Below are 25,018 nucleotides of genomic sequence, written 5' to 3'. Positions count from 1 at the left end.
CGATCACCCACGTGGGGCCGAGCCGGACACTCCGGTTCGGCCCCACGCGTTTGCCCACCCCACGCGGGGCCGCACGCCTCAAGCCCCCTCGACGAACAGCTCCCCCGCGTCACTGACCTGGTAGGAGCGCTCCAGCAAGGCGCCGAGCTCGTCCATGTCAGTCGAGGAAAGAACGCGCTCGCGAACGGCATCCGGCACATCAATGCCCCGCCACCGCAAATTACGCAGAACGCTCTCCGCCCTCTCTTGGGCCCGACCCTCCTCACGGCCTTCCTCACGCACCTGCTCGGCAAGCGGGTGACGCCAGAAGTACTGGATCGCCGTCATCAGGTCCCTCCACATCTGCCGGGCCTGGGGGTCTTCCAGGCACGAGTCGACGAACTGCACGAAGACCGCGGCACTGTCCGCGTCGATGGTCCGCAGGGCGGTAGCCAGCGACTCCAGTATGGGCGCGGTCCGGGGCCCCTTGCCATGTGTCATCGCCGAGAGCACCGCAAGGGGTACGTCCTCTGCGGCCTCCTGCGCGTCCGTGATCACCGGCACGTTGTCCGGCCCCAGGACGAACGGCCGCACCGTCAGCGAAGGGCAGCCCCGTACCCCCAGATGGATCGGCTGCGACGCCCAGCGAGCCGTGGCGCTGCTCTGGGTGGTGACGATGAGCACCGGTTCACAGCGGTACTTCTCGTACAGGTAGCTGAGGTAGTACGGCCAGCTGCCGCGCTTCCTCTCGTCCGGCTTTCCCTGCGACTCGACGACCAGGAGGTAGGCCCCCTCGTCGGTCTCCGCCCGCAGCAGCGTGTCCACGCGTCGCTCGATCGGTTCGATCTCGGTGAGGTCCACGTTCATCGCGGCGAAGTCGTGGGGCTCGGGGAAGGGGATGCGTAAGACGCTCTGCAGGGCTCGGGTCAGTAGTGCGGGATCCTTCTGGAAGATCCGGTGCAGGGCCTCGTGTGACGAGCCGACCATCGGCTCTCCTTTCTGTGCGGTGTGATCAACGAGTCAGACGGCGGCCAGGTCACACCACACGTACTTGCCTCGGTTGCCGGATCTGAACAGCGGCTGCCAGCCCCAGGCGTCGGAGCACGCGCGGACCAGGGCGAGACCTCTGCCGCCCTCGGCGTCGGCGAGGGCGTCCAACTCCCCCGGCGGCTCGGGCGGTTCAGGGTCCGCGTCCCACGCGCCGACCTGCAGAACGCCCGCCGCCCAACGGACCCGGAGGGTCGCGGGCCCCTTGGTGTGCAGTACGGCGTTGGCGACCAGCTCGGCGGCGAGGAGTTCGGCGGTGTCCGCGAGGTGGATCAGGCCGTGCATGGTGAGGATCAGCCGGATGGTGCGGCGGCAGACCGTGACGGCGCGGGGGTCGTTGGGGATGGAGAGGGAGTACTCCCAGGGTTCGGCTTCGTTTTCGGGCATGCGGCAGCTCCAGCGGTGTGAGGGGGTTGGTCGGTGAGCAACTGGCGGTGGCATTGACTGAGCCGTCATGGCAGGACGGAGCGGCGCGCTTCCGCAGCGTGTTCATTGCGTCACCGACGGTATTTCCTAACATTAGGAACTCGCAAGCGGCTGGCGTATTCTGCCCTCGAAAGAGGTACGTACGCAGGGAAGTTGAACCGAGGAGGTACCGGTTGCCGCCGAAGAGGCATCTCACGGCCCGCAGGCTGCGACTGGGCGCTGAACTGCGCAAACTACGCGAGGCGACGGGCATGAAGGCCCGGGAGGCCGCCGCGCTGCTGGGGGCCGACGCGGTCCAGATGAGCCAGATCGAGTCCGGCGTCGCAGGCGTGAGCGCCGAACGCGTACGGCGGCTGGCAGCCCACTACGCCTGTACGGACGAGGCGTTGATCGAAGCCCTCACCACGATGGCGACCGACCGCACACGAGGTTGGTGGGAGGAATACCGAGGCTTGCTGCCTCCGGTGTTCGCAGACGTCGCCGAGGTCGAGCACCACGCGACGTTCCTCCGCGAGGTGGTGATCACGCATGTACCGGGACTTCTACAGACAGCCGACTACGCTCGCGCGGTCTACACGTACATGGTCCCAGGTCTGCCCGAAAACAAGCTGACCCCCCGGGTGGAACACCGGATGAGACGGCGCGTCGCCATCGAGGGCGACAGCCCCACGCCGTACGAGACGCTGATACACGAGTTCGCCCTGCGCATCCGTGTGGCCGACCGCCAGGCGTCCCGCGCACAACTCCAGCAGATCCTCGACAAGATCGAGCAGGGCCATGTCACCGTCCGCGTCATCCCGACCGACCAGGACGGTTTCGCCGGGGCCGACGCCTCAATGATGCATCTGGGCGGTCCGCTGCCCCAGCTGGACACCGCCCTCCGAGATTTCCCCACCGGCACCATGTTCATTGATGCAGAAGCACAGCTGAAACAGCTCCGTACGCTCTTCCGTAAAGTTGAGGAGATGTCGCTGGAACCCATGGCGTCACGGGACTTCATCCACCGTATGACCAAGGAGTTGTGAGCCGCACATGAAGCATGCACTGCGCTGGCAAAAGTCCACGTTCTCGGGCGGTGGCGACGGCAACACCTGCGTCGAACTCGCCACCCACGCAGACCACTTCCGCCTCCGCGAGAGTGACGCCCCGTCTACTGAACTCACGATGGCTGCCGCCCCGTTGGCTCATCTCATACGCGGGGTGAAGTCGGGCCTGTTCCGTGCAACCGTCTGACAAGGAAGCGGTGAGGCACCCCATGAGCCACACCCTGCACTGGCAGAAGTCCACGTTCTCCGACGGCGGCGAAGGCAACACCTGCGTCGAACTCGCCGCCACCCCCACCACCCTCCACCTCCGCGAGAGCGACACCCCCACCACCGAACTCACCACCACCCCCACCCCGCTGGCCCACCTCATACGCGGAGTCAAGGCCGGCGTGGTCCGCTCAACCGCCTGATCACACGCGCACGCCCCGCCGCCACACCTCCCGCACCAGCGGCACCCCCGGCCGGTACGCCAGGTGCACGTGGCTCGGGGCGTCCAGGAACGCCAGGTCGGCGTACGCGCCAGGCGCCACGCGGCCCACGTCCTCGCGGCGCAGGGCCGCCGCCCCGCCCGCCGTGGCCGACCACACCGCCTCGTCCGGGGTCATCCCCATGTCCCGTACCGCCAACGCGATGCAGAACGGCACGGACGACGTGAAGGACGAGCCCGGGTTGCAGTCCGTCGACAGGGCGACCGTGACGCCCGCGTCGAGGAGCCGGCGCGCGTCCGGCCACTCGGCACGCGTGGAGAACTCCGCCCCCGGCAGCAGCGTCGCCACCGTCGCACCGCTCGCGAGCGCGTCCACGTCCGCGTCCGTCAGGTGCGTGCAGTGGTCCGCGCTGGCCGCGTCCAGCTCCACCGCGAGCCGCACGCCGGGGCCGTAGGAGAGCTGGTTGGCGTGGATGCGCGGGTGCAGGCCCTTCGCCTTGCCCGCCGCGAGGATCGCGCGGGCCTGGTCCCCGTCGAAGGCGCCCTTCTCGCAGAAGACGTCGATCCAACGGGCGTACGGGGCACACGCGTCCAGCATCTCGCCGGTGACGAGCGCGACGTACGCGGCGGGGTCGTCCGCGTGGTCCGGCGAGACGATGTGCGCGCCGAGGTAGGTGACCTCGTCGGTGTGCGCGGCGGCGATGCGCAGCGCCCGTGCCTCGTCCTCCACCGTCAACCCGTAGCCCGACTTGGTCTCGAACGTGGTCGTGCCCTGGCGCAGGGCCTCGGCGAGGTAGTGGGTGAGGTTGCGTTCCAGCTCCTCGTCGCTCGCCGCCCGGGTGGCCGCGACGGTCGTCCGGATGCCGCCTGCGCTGTAGGCCCGGCCGGACATCCGGGCGTTGAACTCCTGCGTGCGGTCGCCCGCGAAGACGAGGTGCGAGTGGGAGTCGACGAAGCCGGGGATCACCGCGCGGCCACCGGCGTCGACCCGATTGTCAGTGGCGGGTGCTTTTCTTGAATCACCGGTCCACGCGATGCGGTCGCCGTCGATGACGACGGCCGCGTCCTGGATCAGACCGAGAGGCGACGTGTCACCGAGGGAGGGGTCGTTGGTGACCAGACTGGCGATGTTGGTGATGAGGGTGGTCGTACTGCTCATGGCGTCCTCGGGAGGGATCTGGGCGACGGGGGTCACAGGGGCTTGGCCCGGAACCGGGCCTGGGGCCGGGGCTGGGCCGGAGTCGGCGCCAAGGCCCGGTTTCAGGCGCGCAGCGCTTCGATCGCGTCCGCGAGGGCCCGTGGCACGTCCGGGACGAGCGTGTGCGCCCCGTCCCGCACGATGTGCCGGCCACCCACGACCGTGTGGCGCACGTCCGCCGCTGTCGCGGCGAATACCGCCGTCTCGGCGCCGAGCCGCGGCAGCGTCCCCGCTGTTCTGACCGAGTCGAGCGCGACCGTCGTGAAGTCGGCGAGCGCGCCCGCTTCGAGGCTGCCCGCGTCGGCCCACCCGAGGGCCGCGTGGCCGTCCGTGGAGACGGCTCGCAGGAGCGCCGCCGCCGTCCAGTGGCCCCGGGTGCGACTGCGCAGGCGCTCGTTCAGCTCCATCGCGCGCGCTTCGCCGAGCAGGTCGACGACGGCGTGGCTGTCGGAGCCGAGCGACAGCGGGGAGCCGGCCTTCTGGAGGGCGACGGCCGGTCCGATGCCGTCGGCGAGGTCGCGCTCGGTGGTCGGGCACATACAGGTGCCGGTCCCGGAGCCGCCCAGCAGCGCGACGTCCTCGTCGGTGAGGTGGGTGTTGTGCACGCCCGTGGTGCGCGGGCCCAGCACCCCGTGGTCGGCGAGCAGCCGCGTGGGCGTACGGCCGTGGACCGCCAGGCAGGCGTCGTTCTCCGCCGGCTGCTCGGACAGGTGCACATGGAGCGGGGCCCGCCGCTCGTCGGCCCACCGCGCCACCGTCGCCAACTGCCCCGCGGGCACGGCCCGTACGGAGTGGACGGCGGCCCCGATCCGCGCGTGATCCCGGTCCTTGAGAACTGAACAGCGTGTGGCCCAGGCCTCCGCGGTGCCGTCGGAGAAGCGGAGCTGGTGCCGGTTCGGGGGCTGCCCCCTGCGCGCGTCGAGCAGCCCGGCGGCCAGGTAGGCGGTGTCGAGGAGCGTGATGCGGATGCCGGCCGCCGCGGCGGCCTCGACGAGCGCCTCACCCATGGCGTTCGGGTCGGCGTACGGGACGCCGCCCGGCGCGTGGTGCACGTAGTGGAACTCCCCGACGGCCGTGACACCGGCGAGCGCCATCTCGGCGTACACCGCGCGGGCCAGCGCGTGGTACGTCTCCGGGGTCAGCCGGTCCGCGACGGAGTACATGATCTCGCGCCAGGTCCAGAAGGTGCCGGAGCCGACCTGGACGGTGCCGCGCAGGGCCCGGTGGAAGGCGTGGCTGTGGGTGTTGGCGAGGCCGGGGACGGTCAGGCCGCGCAGGATCTCCGCTCCGGGCGGCGGGCCCTCGACGCCCGTGCGGACGGCGGCGATCCGTCCGTCCGCGCCCACGTCGAGCGCCACGCCCGGCTCCACGTAGGAGTCGAGCCAGGCGTGCTCCAGCCAGTACGTCGTGCCGCGGGCGTTCACTTGCAGGCCAGCCCTTCCAGTACGTCGGCGAGTGCGGTCACCCCGGCCACGCAGTCGTCCTCGGCGGCGTCCTCGGCCGGCGAGTGCGAGACGCCCGTGGGGTTGCGTACGAACAGCATGGCGGTCGGGATCGAACCGGAGAGGATCCCGGCGTCGTGTCCCGCCCCGGTCCCCAGGACGGGCACCCGCAGATCCGTGCGCTTCCCCTCCGTGCCCGTGCCCTTCCCCTCGGCGCCGTTCCGCTCCCCGAGGACGCGGACGATCTCGTCCCGCAGCGCGTGCTCGAACTCGACGACCGGGGTGAACGACTCCCGGACGACGTCGAGGTGGACGCCGTGCGCCTCGGCGTACTCACGGGCGGCCTTCTCGATGCCGAGGACCACCGTGTCGAGGGTCGCCTGGTCGGCGGCGCGGGAGTCGAGCCAGCCGCGTACGAGGGAGGGGATGGCGTTGACGCCGTTCGGTTCGACCGAGATCTTGCCGAAGGTGGCCACGGCGCCCGCGAGCTGTGCCTCGCGCCGGGCCGCGAGCACGGTCTCCGCGTACGACAGCATCGGGTCGCGGCGGTCCACCAGGCGGGTGGTGCCGGCGTGGTTGGCCTCGCCCTGGAAGTCGAACCGCCACCGCCCGTGCGGCCAGATGGCGCTGGCGACGCCGACCGGGTCACCGGTCAGGTCGAGGGCCCGGCCCTGCTCGACGTGCAGTTCGACGAACGCGCCGATCCGGGCCAGGCGCTCGGGGTCGGCCCCGATGGCGTCCGGGTCGTGTCCCGCGGCCTCCATGGCCTGCGGGAGGGTGATCCCGTCGGCGTCGGTGAGCCGGTGTGCCTGTTCGACGGTGAGTTCCCCGGCGGTGAGCCGTGAGCCCACACAGGCCAGCCCGAAGCGGGCACCCTCCTCGTCACCGAAGTTCACGATGGCGAAGGGTTTGGTGAACCGCGCGTTCCTGCCGCGCAGTTCGTCCAGCGCGGCGAAGGACGAGACGACGCCGAGGGGTCCGTCGAAGGCGCCGCCGTCGGGCACGGAGTCGAGGTGCGACCCGGTGACGACGGCGTCCCCCGCACCGGGGTCGCCGAGCCAGGCCCACTGGTTCCCGTTCCGGTCCAGCTCGTGGACGAGCCCGCGCGCCTCGGCCTGCTCGCGGAACCACTCCCGGCAGTCGGTGTCGGCCCCGGTCCAGGCGAACCGCCGGTAGCCACCGGAGCCGGGGTGCCGCCCGATGGCCTCCAACTGCCCCCACATCTCAAGAAAGGAGGGAGCCTCTGAAGGTTTCAGCCCGTCCGGCGTTTGAGGACGAGGCCGTTCAGGCCGATCGGGGGTCTGGGGGCGGAGCCCCCAGCGGGGTCCGGGGGCAGCGCCCCCGGTTTCGGGAAGGGGCGGGGTGGGGGAAGAATCCCGGCGCCCACCGGCCGGCAGGCTCACTCGCCCTCCCGCATGGGAATGCGCACACCACGCTCGTCGGCGACGGACTCCGCGATGTCGTACCCGGCGTCGACATGCCGGATGACGCCCATCCCGGGGTCGTTCGTCAGCACCCGCCGGATCTTCTCGCCCGCCAGCTCCGTACCGTCGGCCACCGTCACCTGCCCGGCATGGATGGAGCGCCCCATGCCCACACCGCCGCCGTGGTGGATGGACACCCAGGACGCACCGGAGGCCACGTTCACCATCGCGTTCAGCAAAGGCCAGTCGGCGATCGCGTCCGAGCCGTCGAGCATGGCCTCGGTCTCGCGGTACGGGGAGGCGACGGAGCCGCAGTCGAGGTGGTCACGGCCGATGGCCAGGGGCGCCGCCAGCTCGCCCGAGGCGACCATGTCGTTGAAGCGCTCGCCCGCCTTGTCCCGCTCTCCGTAGCCGAGCCAGCAGATCCGCGCGGGCAGCCCCTGGAAGTGCACCCGCTCACCGGCCAGCTTGATCCAGCGGTGGAGGGACGCGTTCTGGACGGAGTCGCCTTCGGGGAAGAGGTCGAGGATCGCCTTGTCGGTCTTGGCGATGTCGGACGCCTCACCGGACAGCGCGGCCCAGCGGAAGGGCCCCCTGCCCTCGGAGAACAGCGGCCTGATGTAGGCGGGCACGAAGCCGGGGAAGGCGAACGCCCGCTCGTATCCGGCGAGTTGAGCCTCGCCCCGGATGGAGTTGCCGTAGTCGAAGACCTCGGCGCCGGCGTCCATGAAGCCCACCATGGCCTCCACGTGCCGTGCCATGGACTCACGGGCCCGGGTGGTGAAACCGGCCGGGTCCTTGGCGGCGTACGAGGCCATGTCGTCGAGGTCGACGCCCACGGGCAGGTAGGCCAGCGGGTCGTGGGCCGAGGTCTGGTCGGTCACGATGTCGATGGGCGCGCCCTCGGCGAGCATCCGGGGCAGCAGCTCGGCGGCGTTGCCGAGCAGGCCGATGGAGAGCGGGCGGCGGGCGTCACGGGCCTCGACGGCGAGCTGGAGGGCGTGCTCCAGGGAGGCGGCGCGTACGTCCAGGTACCGGTGTTCGATGCGGCGCTCGATGGCGCGCGGGTCGACGTCGATACAGATCACGACGCCGTCGTTCATCGTCACGGCGAGCGGCTGGGCGCCGCCCATGCCGCCGAGCCCGGCCGTCAGGGTGATGGTCCCGGCGAGCGTCCCGCCGAACTTCTTCGCGGCGACGGCGGAGAAGGTCTCGTAGGTGCCCTGGAGGATGCCCTGCGTGCCGATGTAGATCCACGAACCGGCCGTCATCTGCCCGTACATGGTCAGGCCGAGGGCTTCGAGGCGCCGGAACTCCTCCCAGTTCGCCCAGTCCCCCACCAGGTTGGAGTTGGCGATGAGGACGCGCGGCGCCCACTCGTGGGTCTGCATGACACCGACGGGCCGGCCGGACTGGACCAGCATCGTCTCGTCCTGCTTCAGCGTCCGCAGCGTACGGACCATGGCGTCGAAGGAGCGCCAGTCGCGGGCGGCCTTGCCGGTGCCGCCGTAGACGACGAGCTGGTCGGGGTGCTCGGCGACCTCGGGGTCGAGGTTGTTCTGCAGCATCCGCAGAGCGGCTTCCTGCTGCCATCCCAGGGCGCTCAGTTCCGTACCGCGCGGTGCTCGGACGGGGCGGGGTCCTGACATGGTCTGCCTCCTGGCGACTGGCGGGCGAGCACTGCGGTGAGTACTCCGGGCGATGCCGTTCATGCAGCGGGTATTCACATCCTGATCTCCTGAATAGACCTAGTCAATACCCCCTCGGGTGACCGCGCGCGCGGCACGGGTGTTTGGCTGGATGTATGGCTGCATACACAGGCGCAGGGGACATGGACGCGACAGGCGACCGGCCGGGCGAAGATCCGGAGGGGATCACCGTCGGGACACCGGGCACGGAGACAGGGACGGGGCCGGGCCGGCGGGCGGCCGGGGAAGCGGAGACGAGGGTCTTCGCGGCGGCGACGGACCGCGGGGCGGGCCCCGGGACGGACGCGGACACGGGTTCGGACCTGAGCTCGGACCCGGGCGTGGACGGGGCCGCTCGGCGCGACGCCGCCGTGCGCGCGGCCGTGGAGCAGGGGCTCGTGGGGCCCGCCACCCCCATCGTCGGACTCCTCGACGTCACCGGCATACGGGCCTCCGCGGCGGCCCTGCGGGCGGCGTTCGACGCGGTGACGGCGCCGGGTACGCCCGTGCTGCACGCGTTCGCGGTGAAGGCGGCCCCGCTCGTACCGGTGCTGCGGCTGCTGCACCGGGCGGGGATCGGCATGGAGGTCGCGAGTCCGGGCGAGCTGGCCCTCACCCGCGCGGCCGGGGTGCCGCCGGCCCGTACGGTCCTCGACTCGCCCGCGAAGACCCCCTCGGAGCTGCGCGAGGCGCTCGCGCTGGGCATCGCGGTCAACGCGGACAACCCCCAGGAGCTGGCCCGCGTCGACGCCCTGGTCCGGTCGGCGTCGACCCGCTCGCCCCTGGGCCTGCGGGTGAACCCACAGGTCGGCGGGGGTTCGATCGGCGCGCTGTCCACGGCGACGGCGACCTCGAAGTTCGGGGTCGCGCTGCGGGACGAGGGGGCGCGCGAGTGGGTCGTGCGGGCGTACCTGGACCGGCCGTGGCTCACCAGGCTGCACACGCACTCCGGTTCGCAGGGGGTGCCGCTGGAGCTGATGGCGCGCGGGGTGGCCGAGGTGTACGAACTGGCGGAGGAGATCAACGCGCGGGCCGGGCGGCGCCAGATCGACACGCTCGACATCGGCGGCGGCCTGCCGGTGAACTTCGGCTCGGACGCCCACACCCCCACGTACGCGCGGTACGCGCGCCTGCTGGCGTCGACCGTGCCGGGGCTCCTCGACGGGCGGTACGGGATCGTCACGGAGTTCGGGCGGTCGCTGCTCGCCAAGCACGGGGTCGTACTGGCGCGGGTCGAGTACGCGAAGTCGGCGGGCGGCCGGGCGATCGCGGTGACGCACGCGGGTGTGCAGGTGGCGGCCCGCACGGTGTACGCGCCGCAGTCCTGGCCGTTGAGGGTGGCCGCGTACGACGCCGAGGGGCGGCCGAAGGCGGGGCCGGAGGTGGTGCAGGACGTGGCGGGGCCCGCCTGCTTCGCGGGCGACCTGCTCGCGGAGGGCCGGTCGATGCCGCTGCTGGAACAGGGCGACTACGCGGCCGCGCTGGACACCGGGGCGTACTACTTCGCGCACCACTACGGGTACAACTCGCTCGCGCGGCCCGCCGTGCACGGCTTCGGGCCGGACGGGGCGGGCGGCGTGCGGTTCGCGGTGGTCCGCACGGCGCAGACGCTCGACGAGATCGTGGCGGAGTCGGGAGGGGCGCACGCGGATGCGCTGACCGACACACTCTGAGCGCATACGCCCCTACGCGCACCCACCCGCACCTTTAGAGTGGAAGGTCTGATTATCGGCACGACAATCGACCCACACTAGCCAGCCGCTGGCATGTTCCACAGGAAAATGCCAGATCCCTCACCCGCACCGCACACGGTGCGTAGCTTCGGCGTCACTCAGCTGAACCGACGGGCGGGAGGGGGAGCACCGTGCCCGGAATCGACGAGTGCCTGCTGGAGGCCATGCGGCTGCCCGGAGCCCGGGGAGCCTCGGTGGTCGACTGGACCAGCGGACTGGCTCTGGGCACGGTCGGCGACTCACCGAACGGCGATCACGAGGCCACCGCGGCCGAGGCGGCGGAACTCGCCCGGCTCGCCGCGGAACACAAGGCGTTCGCACCCGAGGAAGGAGCCGACTGGTCCGGCGGGCAACCGCCGGTGGAAGACCTCATCGTCAGCAACAGGGACAGCTATCACGTCCTGCGGTTCGTCCGGACGACCTTCGACAGCAGTGTGTTCCTGCATCTGTGGCTGGGGCGTTCGGAGGGCAATCTCGCACTGGCCCGTATCCGCCTGGGCGAGATGGCCGAGCGGCTGGTGGTGGGGTGACCACGATGGAGGCGCGTCCTCTGCCGGGGCTGGGAAGACCGGACCACGAGCCGCCAGGCCACGAGCCACCAGGCCGCGGCTCGCCCGGGGCCGGGGCCGGGGCCGGGTCCGGGTCCGGGTCCGGGTCCGGTGACCCGCGGACCGGGGTGCCTTCCGCGCCCGTACTCAGCCCCATGCTCAGCCGGCTCGCGGAGGAGCGCGCCACCGGCGTCCTGACGCGGGACCGGGGGGTCCTGTATCTGGTCGAGGGCCAGGTGGTGCACGCCGAGAGCCCCGCGACACCCGGGCTCGACGTGCTGCTCACCAGCCGTGGCGCCCTGGGTTTCGAGGGCTGGTGGGAGGCGGTCTCGGAGGCGGGGGCCGAGCGCCGCGTCGGACGGTTCCTGGTCGACAGCGGTCGACTGACCGCCGGCGCCCTGGAGCTGTGCCATCTGGGGGCGCTGTACGACGCCGCGTTCTTCACACTCGGCGCGAGCAGCGGCCCGGCGCGGTTCCGCTACGGGGTCGCGCACTGGATCGGCCCCGTACGGCCGGTGACGGTGGACGCGGTGGAGCGCGAGACGCTGCGGCGTCGCGCGCTGCTGCAACGCATCTGGCCGGACCAGGACACGGACACCGCGGAGATCGTCCGGACCGTCGGCCACGCCGTCGACGCGGCTCTTCCCCCACGGCAGCGCACCGTGCTCGACCAGGTGGACGGGGAGCGGACGGCCTCGGACATCTCGCAGGTCCTGGGCCGGCCGGGGTTCCACACCCTGGTCGACGTCCGCAGGCTGGCGGCTGCCGGCTTCGTGACGACCCACGCGCGGACGGCCGGATCCCGGGCACCGGAGACAGCCGTCCGCACGGTGACCGCGCAGGCGGCGCAGGCCGCGCGGGCGTCGGCGGATCCCGACGTGGCCCTGCTGCGCCGGCTCAGAGACGCATTGGAGGACTTGTGATCCGCGCGCTCCGACAGCGTGCCGAGAGGAGACAACTGATGGCGGCGGAGGCCGAGGTCCTCGACGAACTGCACCGGTTGCGGGCCCGGATACCCCAGTTGACGGGTGCGCTCGCGGCCAGCGTCGACGGGCTGGTGCTGGCCCAGGACACGCCGGGCGTGGAACCGGAGGGGCTGGCCGCCCTCACCGCCGCCGCACTGGGGGTCGCCCTGCGCATGGCGGACGCGACCGGCCGGGGCGACTTCCGTGAGCTGCTGATGCGCGGCGAGCACGGCTATGTGGCGACCTACGCGGCGGGACCCTCCGTCGTGCTGACGCTGCTGGCCGGTGACCGGACGAACGTCGGCCGGCTGCACCTCGAAGGGCGCCGTTCCGGCAGCCGGATCGGCGAACTCGTCGAGGCGGCCGCCGAGGCCCAGCCGACCCCGGCGACGCGGCCCGCCCCGAAGCCCACCGCCCCCCGCACCAGAACCGCACGCACCACCACCGGACCGGCCGGCGAGCCCCGTTGAGCACGCCGACCTCACCCGGACCGGCACGAATCCACCGAACCGAAAGGACAGGCACACCACCATGGCCAACACCGAAACCGCACTGAAAGAGGCCCTGGCCGCCATCGAGGGTGCGACCGGAGCCGCTCTCGTCGACTACACCAGCGGTATGGCGCTGGGCACCATCGGCGGCAGCAAGAACTTCGACCTCACGGTGGCGGCGGCCGGCAACACCGACGTCGTCCGCGCCAAGATCCGCACGATGGAGCACCTGGGCCTGAAGGCGGAGATCGAGGACATCCTGATCACGCTGTCCGACCAGTACCACCTGCTGCGGCTGATCAAGGGCCGCGGCGGCAACGGGCTCTTCCTCTACCTCGTGCTCGACTCCAAGCGCGCCAACCTGGCGATGGCGCGCCACCAGTTGAAGAGGATCGAGGGCGACCTGGAGGTCTGAGAGACAGCGGCCGCACCGGTCCGCACCGGTCCGCATCGGTCCGAGGGGGACTCAGACCAGGACCCCGCCCCGACGCCGCGCCCCACCGGGCGCGGCGTCGCCCGCGGCGATACCGGTGGCGCGGTAGCCCTTGACGCGCTTGCCCGCCGGAACGCCCGCGCCACGGCCGAGCCAGTCGACACGGACCCACAGCAGCGACTCGGCGGCCCGTTCGAGCCGTCCGATCCAGGCCGCTTTGAGACGGAGCCCCACTCCGGCACCGACGAGCAGCATCCCGCCGGCGGCCGGCACGGCGAACGCCGACCCCAGTGCCGCGGCGAAGGCGAGCAGCACCCACCACCGGTGCCCCCGGCGCCAGTTCCGTACGGACACGGCCCGGTCCTGGAGCACGTCGTGCTTGCCCGCGCGGGCGGCGCCCCGGGCGAGCGCCACGTACCGCTTCCGGCGTACCAGCGGAACGGCCGCCACCGTGATCAGGAAGAGCGCGGCTCCCGCGAGCACCCCGATCCGCCGTCCCGTGAGCCCGGGTACCAGTACGCCCACGCCCGCCGCGACGACCCCGAGCCATCCCAGCGGTGCCGCTCCGGCCCGTACGACGACGGCCACCCGAGCCAGTCCCTGCCCTCCGCGCGCCACGATCCGCCTCCTGTCCAGTCCTGTCCAGACGCCTGTTGTGGCGGGCAGATTAGCGGCCGAAGGTGAGACAAATCTGAGAAATTTCCAAAGACCCGACCCCACCGTGCACTTGCACCTGACGTCGGCGTGAGGTTTTAGCGTGGCGGACACCGGCGCGAGCCACCCCTCACGAACTCTGGAGCGGCATGACCACCACCGACAGGACCGACAGGACCGACACCGCCGACAGGACCGTCGTCGTCCTGGGCGCCACCGGACAGCAGGGAGGGTCGGTCGCCGCCGCGCTGCGGGCCGACGGCTGGAGGGCGGGGGCGGTCGTGCGCGATCCGTCCGGCCACCGGGCCCGGTCCCTCTCCGCCACCGGCGTCGAGACCGTCCGCGGTGACCTCGGGGATCCCGAGTCGCTGCGCGCCGCCTTCTCCGGCGCCCACGGTGTCTTCAGCGTCCAGCCGAACTCCGGCCAGGCCGGCGCCGAGGTGACCGATGAGGACGAGGTCCGCTTCGGCACGGCGGTTGCCGACATCGCCGAGCAGTCCGGCGTCGCCCACCTCGTCTACAGCTCGGCGGGCACCGCGGGCTCGACGACGGGCGTCGCCCATCTCGACACCAAGAGCCATATCGAGGCCCACCTACGGAATCTGGACATCGCCGCCACCGTCGTTCGGCCGGCCGCGTTCATGGAGCTCCTGGTGACCCCCGAGATGGGCCTCGCCCGGAGCCTCGCCCAGGGGCACCTGTCCTTCCTGATGCGCCCCGACCAGACCATGCAGTTCATCGCGGTACGCGACATCGGCCGTGTCGTCGCCGCGGTCCTCGGCTCACCCGACCGTCACGTCGGCCGCACCTTGGCCGTGGCCGGTGACGCGCTGACCGGCGAGGCCCTGGCCGAGCGGCTGCCCCGGGCCGCCGGCCGGCCGATCGGTTACAGCCGCCTGCCGACGACGCTGCCGGGCCAGGACGAGGTCCTCGGCAAGCTGGCGGCACTCGTCGACGACGGCAGGATGGGAGAGAACGCCGACCTCGACGCGGTGCGCGCGGAGTTCCCCTTCCTGCTGCGCCTCGACCAGTGGCTGGCGGGCCCCGGCGCGGACCCCCTCGCCGAGGCGCTGCGTTCCGCGGACCCGGACACCGCTCGGCGCTGAACGAGTCCCGGCCACACCGTCAGTCCACGAACAGCCCGCGTGCGGCGGCCCGCGCGTCGAACTCCTCCAGGCGCGCCTGGGCGTCCGGCAGTCCGTCGCACATCGCCTCCAGCAGCACCCGCCCCAGCAGCATCGGCGCGCAGGCGGTGTCGAAGGCGAGCCCCGTCCCGACCGCGGCGGGCAGCAGCAGGTCGGACACCTTGGCGACCGGCGCGAACGCGGAGTCCGCGACGGTGACGACGGTCAGCCCGGCCTCCTTCGCGTGGGCGAGGGTGTCCACGACCTCCCGCGGGTGGCGGGGCAGCGCGAAGCACAGCAGGGTGCTCGCCCCGGCCCGTACCGCCGCGTCGATCCGGTCGTACGCCATCGTGCCGCCCTCGTCCAGCAGGCGTACGTCCGGATGGACCTTGGCCGCGAAGTACGCGAAGCCGTACGCCTGGGCCGCGGCCGCGCGCAGCCCGAGCACCGGCAGGGGGCGCGAGGCGGCGAGGAGCCGGCCCGCCCGCTCGACGGGACGCGGGTCGGCCAGTACGGAGGCGAGATGGCGCAGGTTCTCGATCTCGGCCTCGACGGCCTGCTGGTACTCGTTGTACGAGCCGGTGTCCGCCGTGGGTTCGGCCGGTGCGACCTCACGCAGGTGCTTGCGCAGCGCAGGGTAGCCGTCGAAGCCGAGGGCGACGGCGAAGCGGGTGACGGAGGGCTGGCTGACACCGGCGAGTTCGGCGAGCTCCACGCTCGACAGGAACGGCACGTCGGCGGCCCTGCGCACCATGCAGTGGGCGATGCGCCGCTGGGTGGGGGTCAGCCGGTGCCCCTCGAAGAGCGACTGCAGACGCCCGGCGGGCGCCTCACCCACTCCGGAGCCCACCGTGCCCACCGTGTCCACCGCGTCCGCCTCCTCCTCCGCACCCACGGTCCCGGCCCCGTTCCCGTTCCCATCCACGTCCACGCCGCTGCCCACGCCCCTGTTCACGTCCATGTCCCTGTCCATGCCCATATTCACGCTCGTGTGCCCGTCCACGCTCATGCCGTGGTCTCTCCCCAGATGTCCGTGAACCGGTCGAGCAGTGCGGCCGCCGCCGTCACGTCGTCGGTGAGCGGACGGTCGGTCGGGTCCGCGTCGAGCACCGTCTCGGCGATCTCCAGCGCCCTGCCGACCGGCAGCTCCGGGTCGGGACGCAGCTCGCGCTGACGCAACGCCCGTACGGCGGCGACAAGTTCGCAGCCGATCACGAGGCGGTACGCGTCGCACGCGCGCAGGGTCTGGCGTGCGGCGAGCGAGGCGAAGCTCGCCTGCTCCTCGACTCCCCGGGAGAGTACGGCGTGGCCGAGCGAGGCGGGCGCGGAGAAGGCGCGCAGATCACCGAGGGCGGCACCGGCGGCGTACTCCAGGATCATCACGCCGGACGAGGCGGGCTCGTGGTCGGCGAGGAAGGGGCGCAGCCGGGTGTAGGAGGGTTCGTTGAGGGTCGACAGACGTGACGTCGACAGGCGTGCCACCTGGGTGAGGGCGAGCCTGAAGTGGTCGAGGGCCAGGGCGAGCTGGGCCTGGTAGAAGCCGCCGTGGTGGTAGGCGGCCATGTCGGCGGCGCAGATCAGCGGGTTCTCGGCGGCCGCGTTGATCTCGACGGCGATGACCTCCTCCAGCGCGTCGGCCGCGTCGTGGGCGGGGCCGTGGATCTGGGGCAGGCACCGGAAGCCGTACGGGTCCTGGAGCCGTCCGAGGGGCGGTGTCGGATGGTCGGCGGCGCCGACGAGCTGCCGCATCCGCCGGGCCACCTCGGTCGATCCGCGGTGCGGCCGGGCGGCGTGCACGGGCGCCGCGTACGCCTCGTGCGAGCCGTCCACCGCGACCAGCGAGAGGGCGGCGACGACCTGCGTGGCCCCGATGAGGCCCCGCAGTTCGTGCAGCGCGAGGGCCGACTGGCCGAGGGTGAGGGCGTTGCTGCTGATGAGCGCGAGGGCGTCGTTGTTGTCGAGCGGCTGGGGCTCGGGCGCGCCCTCCGTGCCCGCGCCTCGCCAGGGGTGCTCCCCCGCCAGCGCCAGGCCCACCTGTGCCAGGGCCGCGATGTCGCCGGTCCCGACCGAGCCGAACTCGTTCACGACGGGGTACGCGCCGCTCTCCAGCGCCTCGCACAGCGCCGTGACGACGGTGGGGCGCAGGCCCGCGCCGCCCGCGAGAAGCTGGTTGGCGCGCACGGCGAGCATCGCCCGGACCTCCCGTGCGGGCAGCTCCGCGCCGATGGCCCCGGCGTGGCTGCGCAGCAGGCGCAGCCCGTGTTCGGCGGCCGCCTCGGTGGGCACGTCCTCGTTCCTGTTGGCGCCGACTCCGGTGGAGCGGCCGTACACCCGGCCGGTGGCGGCGATCCGCCGGGCCGCGTCCCAGGACTCCTCGACCCGCTTCATCGCCTCGCTGCCGGGGACGGGCCGCGCGGACCCGTCGGCCAGGCGTACGACGTCGGCGACGCCGGTGCTGTAACCGTCCAGCACCACGAGGCCGCCCGTCACGGCATTCGACGTGTCCACTTCCCAGGACGACAGAGGTGACACAGCCAGAACTCCCCTCGATCAGGGCACCGGGACCCGCCCGACAGCCGCGCGGAATCCCGCGATCAGCACCACGCCGTAGGTGAGCTATTCAAGTACAGAGAACTCTGCATGACAATATGCAGCCACGGCAAGGGGTGCTCGTGATCGGGTGCGGTCGGCCAGGAACCGGACCGGCCGGCGAGGATCGTCTCGACCCCACCGAAGTTCGCGGCCCGCCCGCGCGAGGCGTGCCGCGGCGGCCAAGACGCCGATCGCTTCGACTGCTGACGCGAGCCGCCGGTTAAGGGGTGTCCGCGCCTTCGTCAAATGCAGCCCTGTGTCGTTCGACTTCGGCGAGATGGTCGGCGGTCCAGTCGCGCAGGATCGAGAAGGGCTCCTCAAGCGTGCGACCCAGCGGCGTGATCCGGTACTCCACAGCAACGGGGCGTTGCGTCAGCACCCGGCGCTCGACGAGGCCGTTGCGCTCCAACCGTCGCAGTGCCTGCGTCAGCGATTTCTGAGTGACCCCGTCGAGCTCTCTCTTGAGCTCGTTGAAGCGTCGCGGCTGATGGCACAACGCGGCCAGCAGCAGTTGACCCCACTTGTCCAGCAGCTGATCCAGGAGCTCACGCTGCGGGCCGACGATGGTCTCGTGACCGGCCGGATCCTCGCGGATACCAGGTTTCGTTGAAGTACCTTTCACGCACCAGGTATACCAGAGATACCTTCAGCCCAAAGGAATCTCATGACCGAACAGCCCCTGCCCAGCCTCGACGTCAAGCGCCAGGACGGAGTGCTCTGGGTCTCGATCGACGTTCCGCCCGTCAACCTGATGACGGCGCAGCTCATGCTCGACCTGGACGCCGTCGCCGCATCGGCCGAGAATGATCCCGATCTGCACGTCATCGTGGTCCAGAGCGCCAATCCGGAGTTCTTCCTGGCACACGGCGATCTGTCATTCGTGGAAGACCCCGCGACCTACGCCGCTCTCCCGATCGCGGAGGGGACGCTTGTCGGGACGGGCCCGATGATGCGGCTCCATGAACGCTGGCGGCGTCTGCCTCAGACCACCATCGCCAAAGTCGCGGGACTCACCCGCGGCGGTGGATCCGAGCTGGTCTCCAGCCTGGATCTGCGCTTCGCGGCCCTCGAGACCGCGGCGTTCGGCCAGTTCGAGACGCTGATGGGCATCGTGCCCGGAGCCGGTGCGACGGCCCACCTGCCCCGCCTCGTGGGTCGCGCTCGCGCTCTCGAGATCGTGCTGACAGGCGGGCTCGTCGACGCGGCGACCGCCGAGCGGTGGGGATGGGTGAACCGAGCTCTGCCCGCCGCGGAACTGGACGAATATGTCGAGTGGGTCGCACGGACCATCGCGACGCTGCCCGACGGTGTCCGCGCCGCGGCCACCGAAGCAATCGACGCGGCCGACAGCACGCTCGAGGACGCACTGCGCGCGGAAGACCGCCTGCTCGGCGAAACGTTCACGCCCGCGTCCGGAGAACTTGCCCGGGCAGCACTCGCAGCCGGGGTCCAGACGCGCGAGGTGGAGTTGAACCTCGAAGAGGTGCTGCGCGCGAACCTCGTCCGACATTCGTAACGAGTCACCCTGCACGGGTGGACTGAGAAAGCGGCTCTGCACCGCCCGCACCGAAGTACGTCGATCCGGCGATCGAACACGAGAAGGCCGGGCGCGACCAGGCCTGGCCCGTGGTCAGCGCGGCCAGGGGCGCCCGGTGAGTCGTTCGATGTCCTTGTTGAACTGCTGAAGGTCCGCGATGAAGCGCTCCAGGCGCTCCGGCGACCAGTCGGTGACCACTTCGGCCAGACCGTCGACGACCCTCACGCGATCCGCCCCGAGCGCGTCGGTGCCCTTCCGGGTGATGCGGAACTTCCTGGCCACGCCGCCGTCGGGGTCGAGGGTCCGCTCGCCGACCCCTCCCTGGTGCGTACCGCCGTCGAAGAGGCGCTCCGCTTCGACACCAACCTCGGGTTCGGGCTGCGCCGCTTTCTCACCGAGGACGCCGAGATCGGCGGCCGGACCGTGCCGGGCGGCACCACCGTGATCTGCAGCATGCCCGCGGGCAACCGCGACGAGGACGTCTTCGCCGACGCCGAGGAGATGGATCTGGGCCGCAGCCCCAATCCGCATCTCGTCTTCGGCGCCGGACCCCACTCCTGCCTCGGCCAGGCCCTGGCCCGTACCGAACTCCAGGTCGTGCTGGAGGTGCTGCTGCGCAGGCTGCCCGGCCTCGAACTGGCCGTGCCCGTGGCGGAGCTGAGCCGGGTGGAAGGACTCCTCGTCGGCGGTCTGCGTACCGTCCCCGTCCGGTGGTGACCCCGCTCCGGCGCCCCACCGCGACCACCCGTCGGCCACATCGGCCCCATCGGTCACTTCGGCCGACCCCCGCCCCCACCGAGGGAGAACGCGCATGAACGTCACCGTCGACGAAGACAAGTGCTGCGGCGCGGGCCAGTGCGTCCTGATCGCCCCGGAGGTGTTCGACCAGCGGGACGAGGACGGCATCGTGGTCCTGCTGGACGCGGCGCCCCCGGAGGAACAGCACACCGCGGTCGGTGAGGCCGCCGCGGTCTGCCCGGCCGCCGCCATCAGGCTCACGCCTCCCCGGTAGCCCGCGGGCCGGCCGGCCCACCGACCCACCCACCGACCGACCGACCGGCCCGGACAGGGGGGCTAACCCCCGTGCCAAGCCGCCTCCGGCTCCCTACCGTGGATGCCATGACGGGTATGGAAGCTCGCGACGCCGAACTCAAGAAGGAACTCGACGCCACCTTGCACGCGCGCAAGGAACTGGGCGAGGAGTACGAGTCCGCGCTGATCGACTCGTTCCTGGAGAAGGTCGAGCAGCGCCTGGACGGTGCCGTCGACCGCCGGGTGCGTCGGCAGTTCGCGGAACAGCAGATGGTGGTGGCCCGGGACGCGCGCTCCCCGCAGGGGTCCCCGGACTCCTGGGGGGAACGTTTCGGCTTCGGAATCGTCTCCCTCGTCCTCGCGATCCCGCTGTCCGCCATCGGCGGCGGAGTCGCCCACCTGCCCGGCCTGCTGACCGCCTGGGCGGGCATCGTGGGGGTCAACGTGGTCCAGGCCGCGCGCCTCTCGCCGAACTTCTTCGGCGGACGCAGGGGCAAGCGGGACTCGGACTGGGAAGGGTGACGGGGAGCAGGAACACCGAAGGGCCCGGTACCTGATCGCCTGATCGGTACCGGGCCCTTCGTGAAGCTTGCGCGGGGACCGCCGCACCCCCGTTGCCGGGGGGCGGGACGACGGCGGTCCCCGCGAGGGACGCGAGCCGGGTCAGGGCCGGGCTGCGCGTCCATTGGCGTCCATGGAGGTCCGGGAGCCGCTCCGGAGGTCCTTGGCGCCGTTTGGGTGCCGGCCGGGGCGGGGAGCCGCTCCCGCCCTTGCCGACATCCACCAATGTGCCCGACGCGTGTTAAGCGTGTGCTGCGCGGACGTGACGCGCTCGTACCACTTCCACGAAGTTCCGCCGCCGCGGGCGCTCCCGCCGCAAGTTCCTCTCCGGCGCGAGCGGTTCACCGGACGTCCCACTGTCCGCCGCCCGCTGTCAGCCGTGCGCTGTCAGCCGTGCGCCTGCTGCCGTCCTCCTACTGCCGTCCGCCCTTGGCGAGGAAGGACAGCAGGTCCTGCCGGCTGACGACCCCGACCGGCTTGCCCTCGACGAGGACGATCGCGGCGTCGGCGGCACCGAGCACCGTCATCAGGTCGCCCACCGGCTCACCGGAGCCGACCTGCGGCAGCGGCGCCGACATGTGCTTCTCCAGCGGGTCGGTCAGCGAGGCACGCTGGGTGAACAGCGCGTCGAGCAGTTCCCGCTCGGCCACGGAGCCCACGACCTCGGCGGCCATCACGTCCGGGTGTCCGGCGCCCGGCTTCACGATGGGCATCTGCGAGACGCCGTACTCGCGCAGCACCTCGATCGCCTCGCCGACCGTCTCGTCCGGGTGCATGTGGACGAGGGAGGGGATGGCCCCGTGGACCTTGTCACTCAGGACGTCGCCGACCCGGGCGCTGGGCCCCTCGTCCTCCAGGAACCCGTAGTCCGCCATCCACTCGTCGTTGAAGATCTTGCTGAGGTAACCGCGGCCGCTGTCCGGCAGCAGGACGACGACCACGTCGTCCGGGCCCAGCCGCGCGGCGACCCGCAGCGCGGCCACGACGGCCATGCCGCAGGAACCGCCGACGAGCAGGCCCTCCTCCTTGGCCAGCCGCCGCGTCATCTGGAAGGAGTCCTTGTCGGACACGGCGACGATCTCGTCGGCGACGGTCCGGTCGTACGCGGTCGGCCAGAAGTCCTCACCGACGCCCTCGACGAGGTACGGGCGCCCGGAGCCGCCCGAGTAGACGGACCCCTCGGGGTCGGCGCCGACGACCCGCACCTTCCCGTCGCTGGCGTCCTTGAGGTACCGCCCGGTCCCGGAGATGGTGCCGCCGGTCCCCACCCCCGTCACGAAGTGGGTGATGCGCCCCTCCGTCTGCTCCCACAGCTCAGGGCCGGTGGAGTGATAGTGCGAGGCGGGATTGTCGGGGTTGGAGTACTGGTCGGGCTTCCAGGCTCCGGGCGTCTCGCGGACCAGCCGGTCGGACACGTTGTAGTACGAGTCGGGGTGCCCGGGGTCGACCGCGGTCGGGCAGACGACGACCTCGGCGCCGTACGCGCGCAGCACGTTGATCTTGTCGGTGCTCACCTTGTCGGGGCACACGAAGATGCACTTGTATCCCTTGGTCTGGGCCACGATGGCCAGGCCCACACCGGTGTTGCCGCTGGTCGGCTCGACAATCGTGCCGCCCGGCCGGAGCTCGCCGCTCTTCTCGGCGGCCTCGATCATGCGCAGGGCGATGCGGTCCTTCACGGAGCCGCCGGGGTTGAAGTACTCGACCTTCGCGAGGACGGTCGCCTGGATGTCGGCGGTCACGCTGTTGAGCCTCACCAGCGGGGTGTTGCCGACGAGACTGATCATCGAGTCGTGGAATTGCACCGTTGTCTCCGGAGCTGAAAAGAAATGGTCGGGGTGGTTCCGTCAGCCTAAGCCCCGCCTGGGCGTTCACACTGCGTTGAGATTGACCGACGGTCTGTACGGGGCATGCAGTGGGTGTACGGGCTAGAAGGAGGTGGCGGCTTCGCATGTCGAGCTTGTCGAGGGCGAGGGTGGCACGGCGGATCGCGGCGGGCGCGGCGTACGGCGGCGGCGGGATCGGGCTGCTGGGCGCGGCGGCGGTCGGTGTGGTGCTGGCCGAGGTGCAGCTGGCGAAACGGCAGGTGGGCCACGGGCAGAGCCCTCATCCACCGAGCGCGGACGGACTGTACGGCTACGCGTACGCCGGTCCGGGGGAACCGCTGCGCCTGACGATGCTCGGCGACTCGACGGCGGCGGGGCAGGGCGTGCACCGGGCCAGGCAGACCCCGGGGGCGCTGCTCGCGTCCGGGCTCGCGGCGGTGTCGGAGCGGCCGGTGCGGTTGCGGAACGTGGCGCTGCCCGGCGCCCAGTCGGACGATCTGGACCGCCAGGTCGTCCTGGCGCTCGGGAACCCGGACGGGGTGCCCGAGGTATGCGTGATCATGATCGGCGCGAACGACGTGACGCACCGGATGCCGGCGACCCGGTCGGTCCGGCACCTGTCGGCAGCGGTACGCCGGCTGCGTACCGCGGGTGCGGAGGTGGTCGTCGGCACCTGTCCCGACCTGGGCACCATCGAGCCCGTCCACCGGCCGCTGCGGTGGATCGCGCGGCGCGCCTCACGGCAGCTGGCGGCCGCGCAGACGATCGGCACGGTCGAGCAGGGCGGACGGACGGTGTCGCTGGGCGACCTGCTGGGGCCCGAGTTCGAGCAGAATCCGCGGGAACTGTTCGGCCCCGACAGCTACCACCCCTCGGCGGAGGGGTACGCGACGGCGGCGATGGCGATACTGCCCACGGTCTGTGCCGCGCTGGCGCTGTGGCCCACCGACGAGGAGCGGCCGGACGTCTCCCGCCGGGAGGGGTTCCTGCCGGTGGCGCGGGCCGCGGCGGAGGCGGCGTCGGAGCCGGGTACGGAGGTCACCGCGGCGATGCCCACGGGGCCGCGGGGGCCGTGGGCGCTCCTGAAGCGGCGCCGCCGCCAGCGGGTCCCGGCGACGGACCCGACCCCGACGACCACCTGACCCGGCTCCCGTCACCGCCTCGGGGGCTCCGCTCCCGAACCCCCGTTGCGCAATTCCCCGCGCCCCGGGGTATCCCAAAAAAGCAAGCGCTTGGAAAGTGCGGCCCGCGTCACACGCCCTCACCCGTGACCTCGCCCCTACCTACGGGTAGCTTCCCAAGCAGGTCCGCCCGGTCCGCCTACATCGCCCGCGACGCCAATGGAGCCGAAGATGCCCGAAGCCGTGATCGTCTCGACCGCCCGCTCCCCCATCGGCCGCGCGTTCAAGGGCTCTCTCAAGGACCTGCGCCCCGACGACCTCACCGCCACGATCATCCAGGCGGCCCTCGCCAAGGTCCCGGAGCTCGACCCGAAGGACATCGAGGACCTGATGCTCGGCTGCGGCCTCCCCGGCGGCGAGCAGGGCAACAACCTCGGCCGCATCGTGGCCGTACAGATGGGGATGGACCACCTCCCCGGCTGCACGATCACCCGCTACTGTTCCTCCTCGCTCCAGACGACCCGCATGGCGCTGCACGCCATCAAGGCCGGTGAGGGCGACGTCTTCATCTCGGCCGGCGTCGAGCTGGTCTCCCGCTTCACCAAGGGCAACTCCGACAGCCTCCCGGACACCCGCAACCCGCTCTTCGCCGAGGCGGAGGCCCGCACCGCCGAGGTCGCCGCGAGCGAGGGCGCGTCCTGGCACGACCCGCGCGAGGACGGCCTCGTACCGGACGCGTACATCGCGATGGGCCAGACCGCGGAGAACCTCGCCCGGATCAAGGGCGTCACCCGCCAGGACATGGACGAGTTCGGCGTCCGCTCGCAGAATCTCGCCGAGGAAGCCATCAAGAACGGCTTCTGGGAGCGCGAGATCACCCCGGTCACCACTCCGGACGGCACGGTCGTCAGCAAGGACGACGGCCCGCGCGCCGGCGTCACGCTGGACGGCGTCCAGGGCCTCAAGCCCGTCTTCCGCCCCGACGGCATGGTCACGGCGGCCAACTGCTGCCCGCTCAACGACGGCGCCGCCGCCCTCGTGATCACGTCCGACACGAAGGCCCGCGAGCTGGGTCTGACCCCGCTGGCGCGGATCGTCTCGACCGGTGTCACCGGCCTCTCCCCCGAGATCATGGGCCTCGGCCCGGTGGAGGCGTCGAAGCAGGCCCTCTCCCGCGCCGGTCTGGGCGTCGGCGACATCGACCTGTTCGAGATCAACGAGGCGTTCGCCGCCCAGGTGATCCCCTCCTACCGCGACCTGGACATCCCGCTGGACAAGCTGAACGTGAACGGCGGCGCGATCGCCGTCGGCCACCCCTTCGGCATGACCGGCGCCCGCATCACCGGCACCCTGATCAACTCGCTCCAGTTCCACGACAAGCAGTTCGGCCTGGAGACGATGTGCGTGGGCGGCGGCCAGGGCATGGCCATGGTCATCGAGCGCCTGAGCTAGGGCCTTCCGTCCGGCCCGGCCCGGCCCGAGCCGTCGACCCGAAGCGCGGCCCCCGTAACCGGACTTGAACACAGCGTGAGCGAAACGACCCGGAGCCTCCCCCTCGGCGAGGCTCTGGGTCGTTTTGTGATCGAATCTCCCCCAGGATGTGACCTAAGTCCCTCCGGAGCGGGATTCGCGCAGGTCAGCACCACCACGCAGGGACACTTCGGGGCTAAAGTCCTGTCCGTTTCGTGACGTTACGCACTGCCGGCTGGTTAGTCCACCCTTCA

The 25,018-nt window shown here is 71.7% G+C and carries 26 protein-coding genes and 1 pseudogene; 15 read left to right on the top strand and 12 right to left on the bottom strand.

The window, feature by feature from the left end; translation table 11 throughout:
* Positions 1-78: 78 nt before the first annotated feature.
* Together ACLVWQ_RS18760 and ACLVWQ_RS18755 are read right to left on the bottom strand one after the other, a co-directional pair.
* The gene (locus ACLVWQ_RS18760) at positions 79-966 is read right to left on the bottom strand and encodes a hypothetical protein (RefSeq protein WP_414110005.1); all 888 of its coding nucleotides are present in this window, start codon (positions 964-966) and stop codon (positions 79-81) included.
* A gap of 33 nt (positions 967-999) precedes the next feature.
* Entirely contained in the window at positions 1,000-1,413 is a 414-nt protein-coding gene (locus ACLVWQ_RS18755; RefSeq protein WP_414110003.1) for an ATP-binding protein, read from the bottom strand.
* Between the two features lie 212 nt (positions 1,414-1,625).
* On the opposite strand from ACLVWQ_RS18755, the gene ACLVWQ_RS18750 reads away from it, so the two are divergent.
* Genes ACLVWQ_RS18750 through ACLVWQ_RS18740 form a run of 3 tightly spaced genes read left to right on the top strand, consistent with a single transcriptional unit; the run spans position 1,626 to position 2,908 of the window.
* Entirely contained in the window at positions 1,626-2,477 is an 852-nt protein-coding gene (locus ACLVWQ_RS18750) for a helix-turn-helix domain-containing protein (protein WP_414110001.1), read from the top strand.
* Between the two features lie 7 nt (positions 2,478-2,484).
* Positions 2,485-2,685, top strand: coding sequence for a DUF397 domain-containing protein (locus ACLVWQ_RS18745; protein ID WP_414110000.1), 201 nt, complete (start codon positions 2,485-2,487; stop codon positions 2,683-2,685).
* 22 nt (positions 2,686-2,707) lie between these two features.
* On the top strand, positions 2,708-2,908 hold the full coding sequence (locus ACLVWQ_RS18740; protein WP_414109999.1) for a DUF397 domain-containing protein: 201 nt from the start codon (positions 2,708-2,710) through the stop codon (positions 2,906-2,908).
* Here the strand turns inward: ACLVWQ_RS18740 and hutI are convergent, their stop codons facing one another.
* The 4 genes from hutI to hutU form a co-directional block, all read right to left on the bottom strand.
* Positions 2,909-4,084: an imidazolonepropionase gene (hutI, locus tag ACLVWQ_RS18735; protein WP_414109998.1), complete on the bottom strand. Its 1,176-nt coding sequence runs from the start codon at positions 4,082-4,084 to the stop codon at positions 2,909-2,911.
* A gap of 101 nt (positions 4,085-4,185) precedes the next feature.
* Positions 4,186-5,547 (bottom strand): formimidoylglutamate deiminase, encoded by a 1,362-nt coding sequence (locus ACLVWQ_RS18730; protein WP_414109997.1) that lies wholly within the window; start codon positions 5,545-5,547, stop codon positions 4,186-4,188.
* On the bottom strand, positions 5,544-6,788 hold the full coding sequence (locus tag ACLVWQ_RS18725; RefSeq protein ID WP_414109996.1) for an allantoate amidohydrolase: 1,245 nt from the start codon (positions 6,786-6,788) through the stop codon (positions 5,544-5,546). Before ACLVWQ_RS18725 ends, ACLVWQ_RS18730 begins: the two co-directional genes overlap by 4 nt.
* A gap of 176 nt (positions 6,789-6,964) precedes the next feature.
* Positions 6,965-8,638, bottom strand: coding sequence for a urocanate hydratase (hutU, locus tag ACLVWQ_RS18720; RefSeq protein ID WP_414109994.1), 1,674 nt, complete (start codon positions 8,636-8,638; stop codon positions 6,965-6,967).
* A 155-nt stretch (positions 8,639-8,793) separates the two neighbouring features.
* Here hutU and ACLVWQ_RS18715 point away from each other — a divergent pair, with 155 nt between their 5' ends.
* From ACLVWQ_RS18715 to ACLVWQ_RS18695, 5 genes are all read left to right on the top strand, one after another.
* Positions 8,794-10,350: a diaminopimelate decarboxylase gene (locus ACLVWQ_RS18715; RefSeq protein WP_414109993.1), complete on the top strand. Its 1,557-nt coding sequence runs from the start codon at positions 8,794-8,796 to the stop codon at positions 10,348-10,350.
* Between the two features lie 191 nt (positions 10,351-10,541).
* Positions 10,542-10,940, top strand: coding sequence for a hypothetical protein (locus tag ACLVWQ_RS18710; RefSeq protein ID WP_307131876.1), 399 nt, complete (start codon positions 10,542-10,544; stop codon positions 10,938-10,940).
* Between the two features lie 173 nt (positions 10,941-11,113).
* Positions 11,114-11,881 carry a transcriptional regulator gene (locus ACLVWQ_RS18705; RefSeq protein WP_414109991.1) on the top strand — a complete coding sequence of 256 codons (768 nt, stop codon included), beginning with the start codon at positions 11,114-11,116 and terminating at the stop codon, positions 11,879-11,881.
* A 38-nt stretch (positions 11,882-11,919) separates the two neighbouring features.
* On the top strand, positions 11,920-12,393 hold the full coding sequence (locus tag ACLVWQ_RS18700; protein WP_414109989.1) for a roadblock/LC7 domain-containing protein: 474 nt from the start codon (positions 11,920-11,922) through the stop codon (positions 12,391-12,393).
* Between the two features lie 61 nt (positions 12,394-12,454).
* Entirely contained in the window at positions 12,455-12,829 is a 375-nt protein-coding gene (locus ACLVWQ_RS18695; protein WP_414109988.1) for a hypothetical protein, read from the top strand.
* Positions 12,830-12,880: 51 nt separating this feature from the next.
* Here the strand turns inward: ACLVWQ_RS18695 and ACLVWQ_RS18690 are convergent, their stop codons facing one another.
* A complete protein-coding gene (locus ACLVWQ_RS18690; RefSeq protein ID WP_414109986.1) occupies positions 12,881-13,465 on the bottom strand; it encodes a hypothetical protein in 585 nt (194 codons plus the stop codon).
* Between the two features lie 185 nt (positions 13,466-13,650).
* On the opposite strand from ACLVWQ_RS18690, the gene ACLVWQ_RS18685 reads away from it, so the two are divergent.
* Positions 13,651-14,607: an NmrA/HSCARG family protein gene (locus tag ACLVWQ_RS18685; RefSeq protein WP_414109985.1), complete on the top strand. Its 957-nt coding sequence runs from the start codon at positions 13,651-13,653 to the stop codon at positions 14,605-14,607.
* 19 nt (positions 14,608-14,626) lie between these two features.
* Here ACLVWQ_RS18685 and ACLVWQ_RS18680 read toward each other — a convergent pair whose 3' ends face one another.
* From ACLVWQ_RS18680 to ACLVWQ_RS18670, 3 genes are all read right to left on the bottom strand, one after another.
* Positions 14,627-15,586, bottom strand: a complete 960-nt coding sequence (locus tag ACLVWQ_RS18680) for a MurR/RpiR family transcriptional regulator (RefSeq protein WP_414109984.1) — start codon at positions 15,584-15,586, stop codon at positions 14,627-14,629.
* Between the two features lie 44 nt (positions 15,587-15,630).
* A complete protein-coding gene (locus tag ACLVWQ_RS18675; protein ID WP_414109983.1) occupies positions 15,631-17,133 on the bottom strand; it encodes an aromatic amino acid ammonia-lyase in 1,503 nt (500 codons plus the stop codon).
* A 304-nt stretch (positions 17,134-17,437) separates the two neighbouring features.
* Complete coding sequence (locus tag ACLVWQ_RS18670; RefSeq protein WP_414109982.1) at positions 17,438-17,839, bottom strand: winged helix-turn-helix transcriptional regulator; 402 nt, start codon at positions 17,837-17,839, stop codon at positions 17,438-17,440.
* A 42-nt stretch (positions 17,840-17,881) separates the two neighbouring features.
* Between ACLVWQ_RS18670 and ACLVWQ_RS18665 the strand changes: the two genes are divergently transcribed.
* Complete coding sequence (locus ACLVWQ_RS18665; RefSeq protein ID WP_414109980.1) at positions 17,882-18,733, top strand: enoyl-CoA hydratase/isomerase family protein; 852 nt, start codon at positions 17,882-17,884, stop codon at positions 18,731-18,733.
* Positions 18,734-18,847: 114 nt separating this feature from the next.
* Here the strand turns inward: ACLVWQ_RS18665 and ACLVWQ_RS18660 are convergent, their stop codons facing one another.
* Positions 18,848-19,036, bottom strand: a complete 189-nt coding sequence (locus tag ACLVWQ_RS18660; protein ID WP_414109978.1) for a hypothetical protein — start codon at positions 19,034-19,036, stop codon at positions 18,848-18,850.
* A gap of 24 nt (positions 19,037-19,060) precedes the next feature.
* Here ACLVWQ_RS18660 and ACLVWQ_RS18655 point away from each other — a divergent pair.
* From ACLVWQ_RS18655 to ACLVWQ_RS18645, 3 genes and pseudogenes are all read left to right on the top strand, one after another.
* Positions 19,061-19,471 (top strand): annotated as a pseudogene (locus tag ACLVWQ_RS18655) (cytochrome P450); the annotation flags it as partial.
* Positions 19,472-19,565: 94 nt separating this feature from the next.
* Positions 19,566-19,766: a ferredoxin gene (locus ACLVWQ_RS18650; protein WP_414109977.1), complete on the top strand. Its 201-nt coding sequence runs from the start codon at positions 19,566-19,568 to the stop codon at positions 19,764-19,766.
* A 116-nt stretch (positions 19,767-19,882) separates the two neighbouring features.
* Complete coding sequence (locus ACLVWQ_RS18645) at positions 19,883-20,308, top strand: hypothetical protein (RefSeq protein WP_414110382.1); 426 nt, start codon at positions 19,883-19,885, stop codon at positions 20,306-20,308.
* Positions 20,309-20,760: 452 nt separating this feature from the next.
* Here ACLVWQ_RS18645 and ACLVWQ_RS18640 read toward each other — a convergent pair whose 3' ends face one another.
* On the bottom strand, positions 20,761-22,152 hold the full coding sequence (locus ACLVWQ_RS18640; protein WP_414109976.1) for a cystathionine beta-synthase: 1,392 nt from the start codon (positions 22,150-22,152) through the stop codon (positions 20,761-20,763).
* A 146-nt stretch (positions 22,153-22,298) separates the two neighbouring features.
* Here ACLVWQ_RS18640 and ACLVWQ_RS18635 point away from each other — a divergent pair, with 146 nt between their 5' ends.
* Positions 22,299-23,315, top strand: a complete 1,017-nt coding sequence (locus ACLVWQ_RS18635; protein ID WP_414109975.1) for an SGNH/GDSL hydrolase family protein — start codon at positions 22,299-22,301, stop codon at positions 23,313-23,315.
* Between the two features lie 210 nt (positions 23,316-23,525).
* A complete protein-coding gene (locus ACLVWQ_RS18630; RefSeq protein ID WP_414109973.1) occupies positions 23,526-24,746 on the top strand; it encodes an acetyl-CoA C-acetyltransferase in 1,221 nt (406 codons plus the stop codon).
* Positions 24,747-25,018 lie beyond the last annotated feature (272 nt).

This window comes from Streptomyces sp. CWNU-52B (assembly GCF_047444975.1).
GTDB lineage: Bacteria > Actinomycetota > Actinomycetes > Streptomycetales > Streptomycetaceae > Streptomyces.
This window is presented reverse-complemented; position numbering and strand designations above follow the sequence as displayed.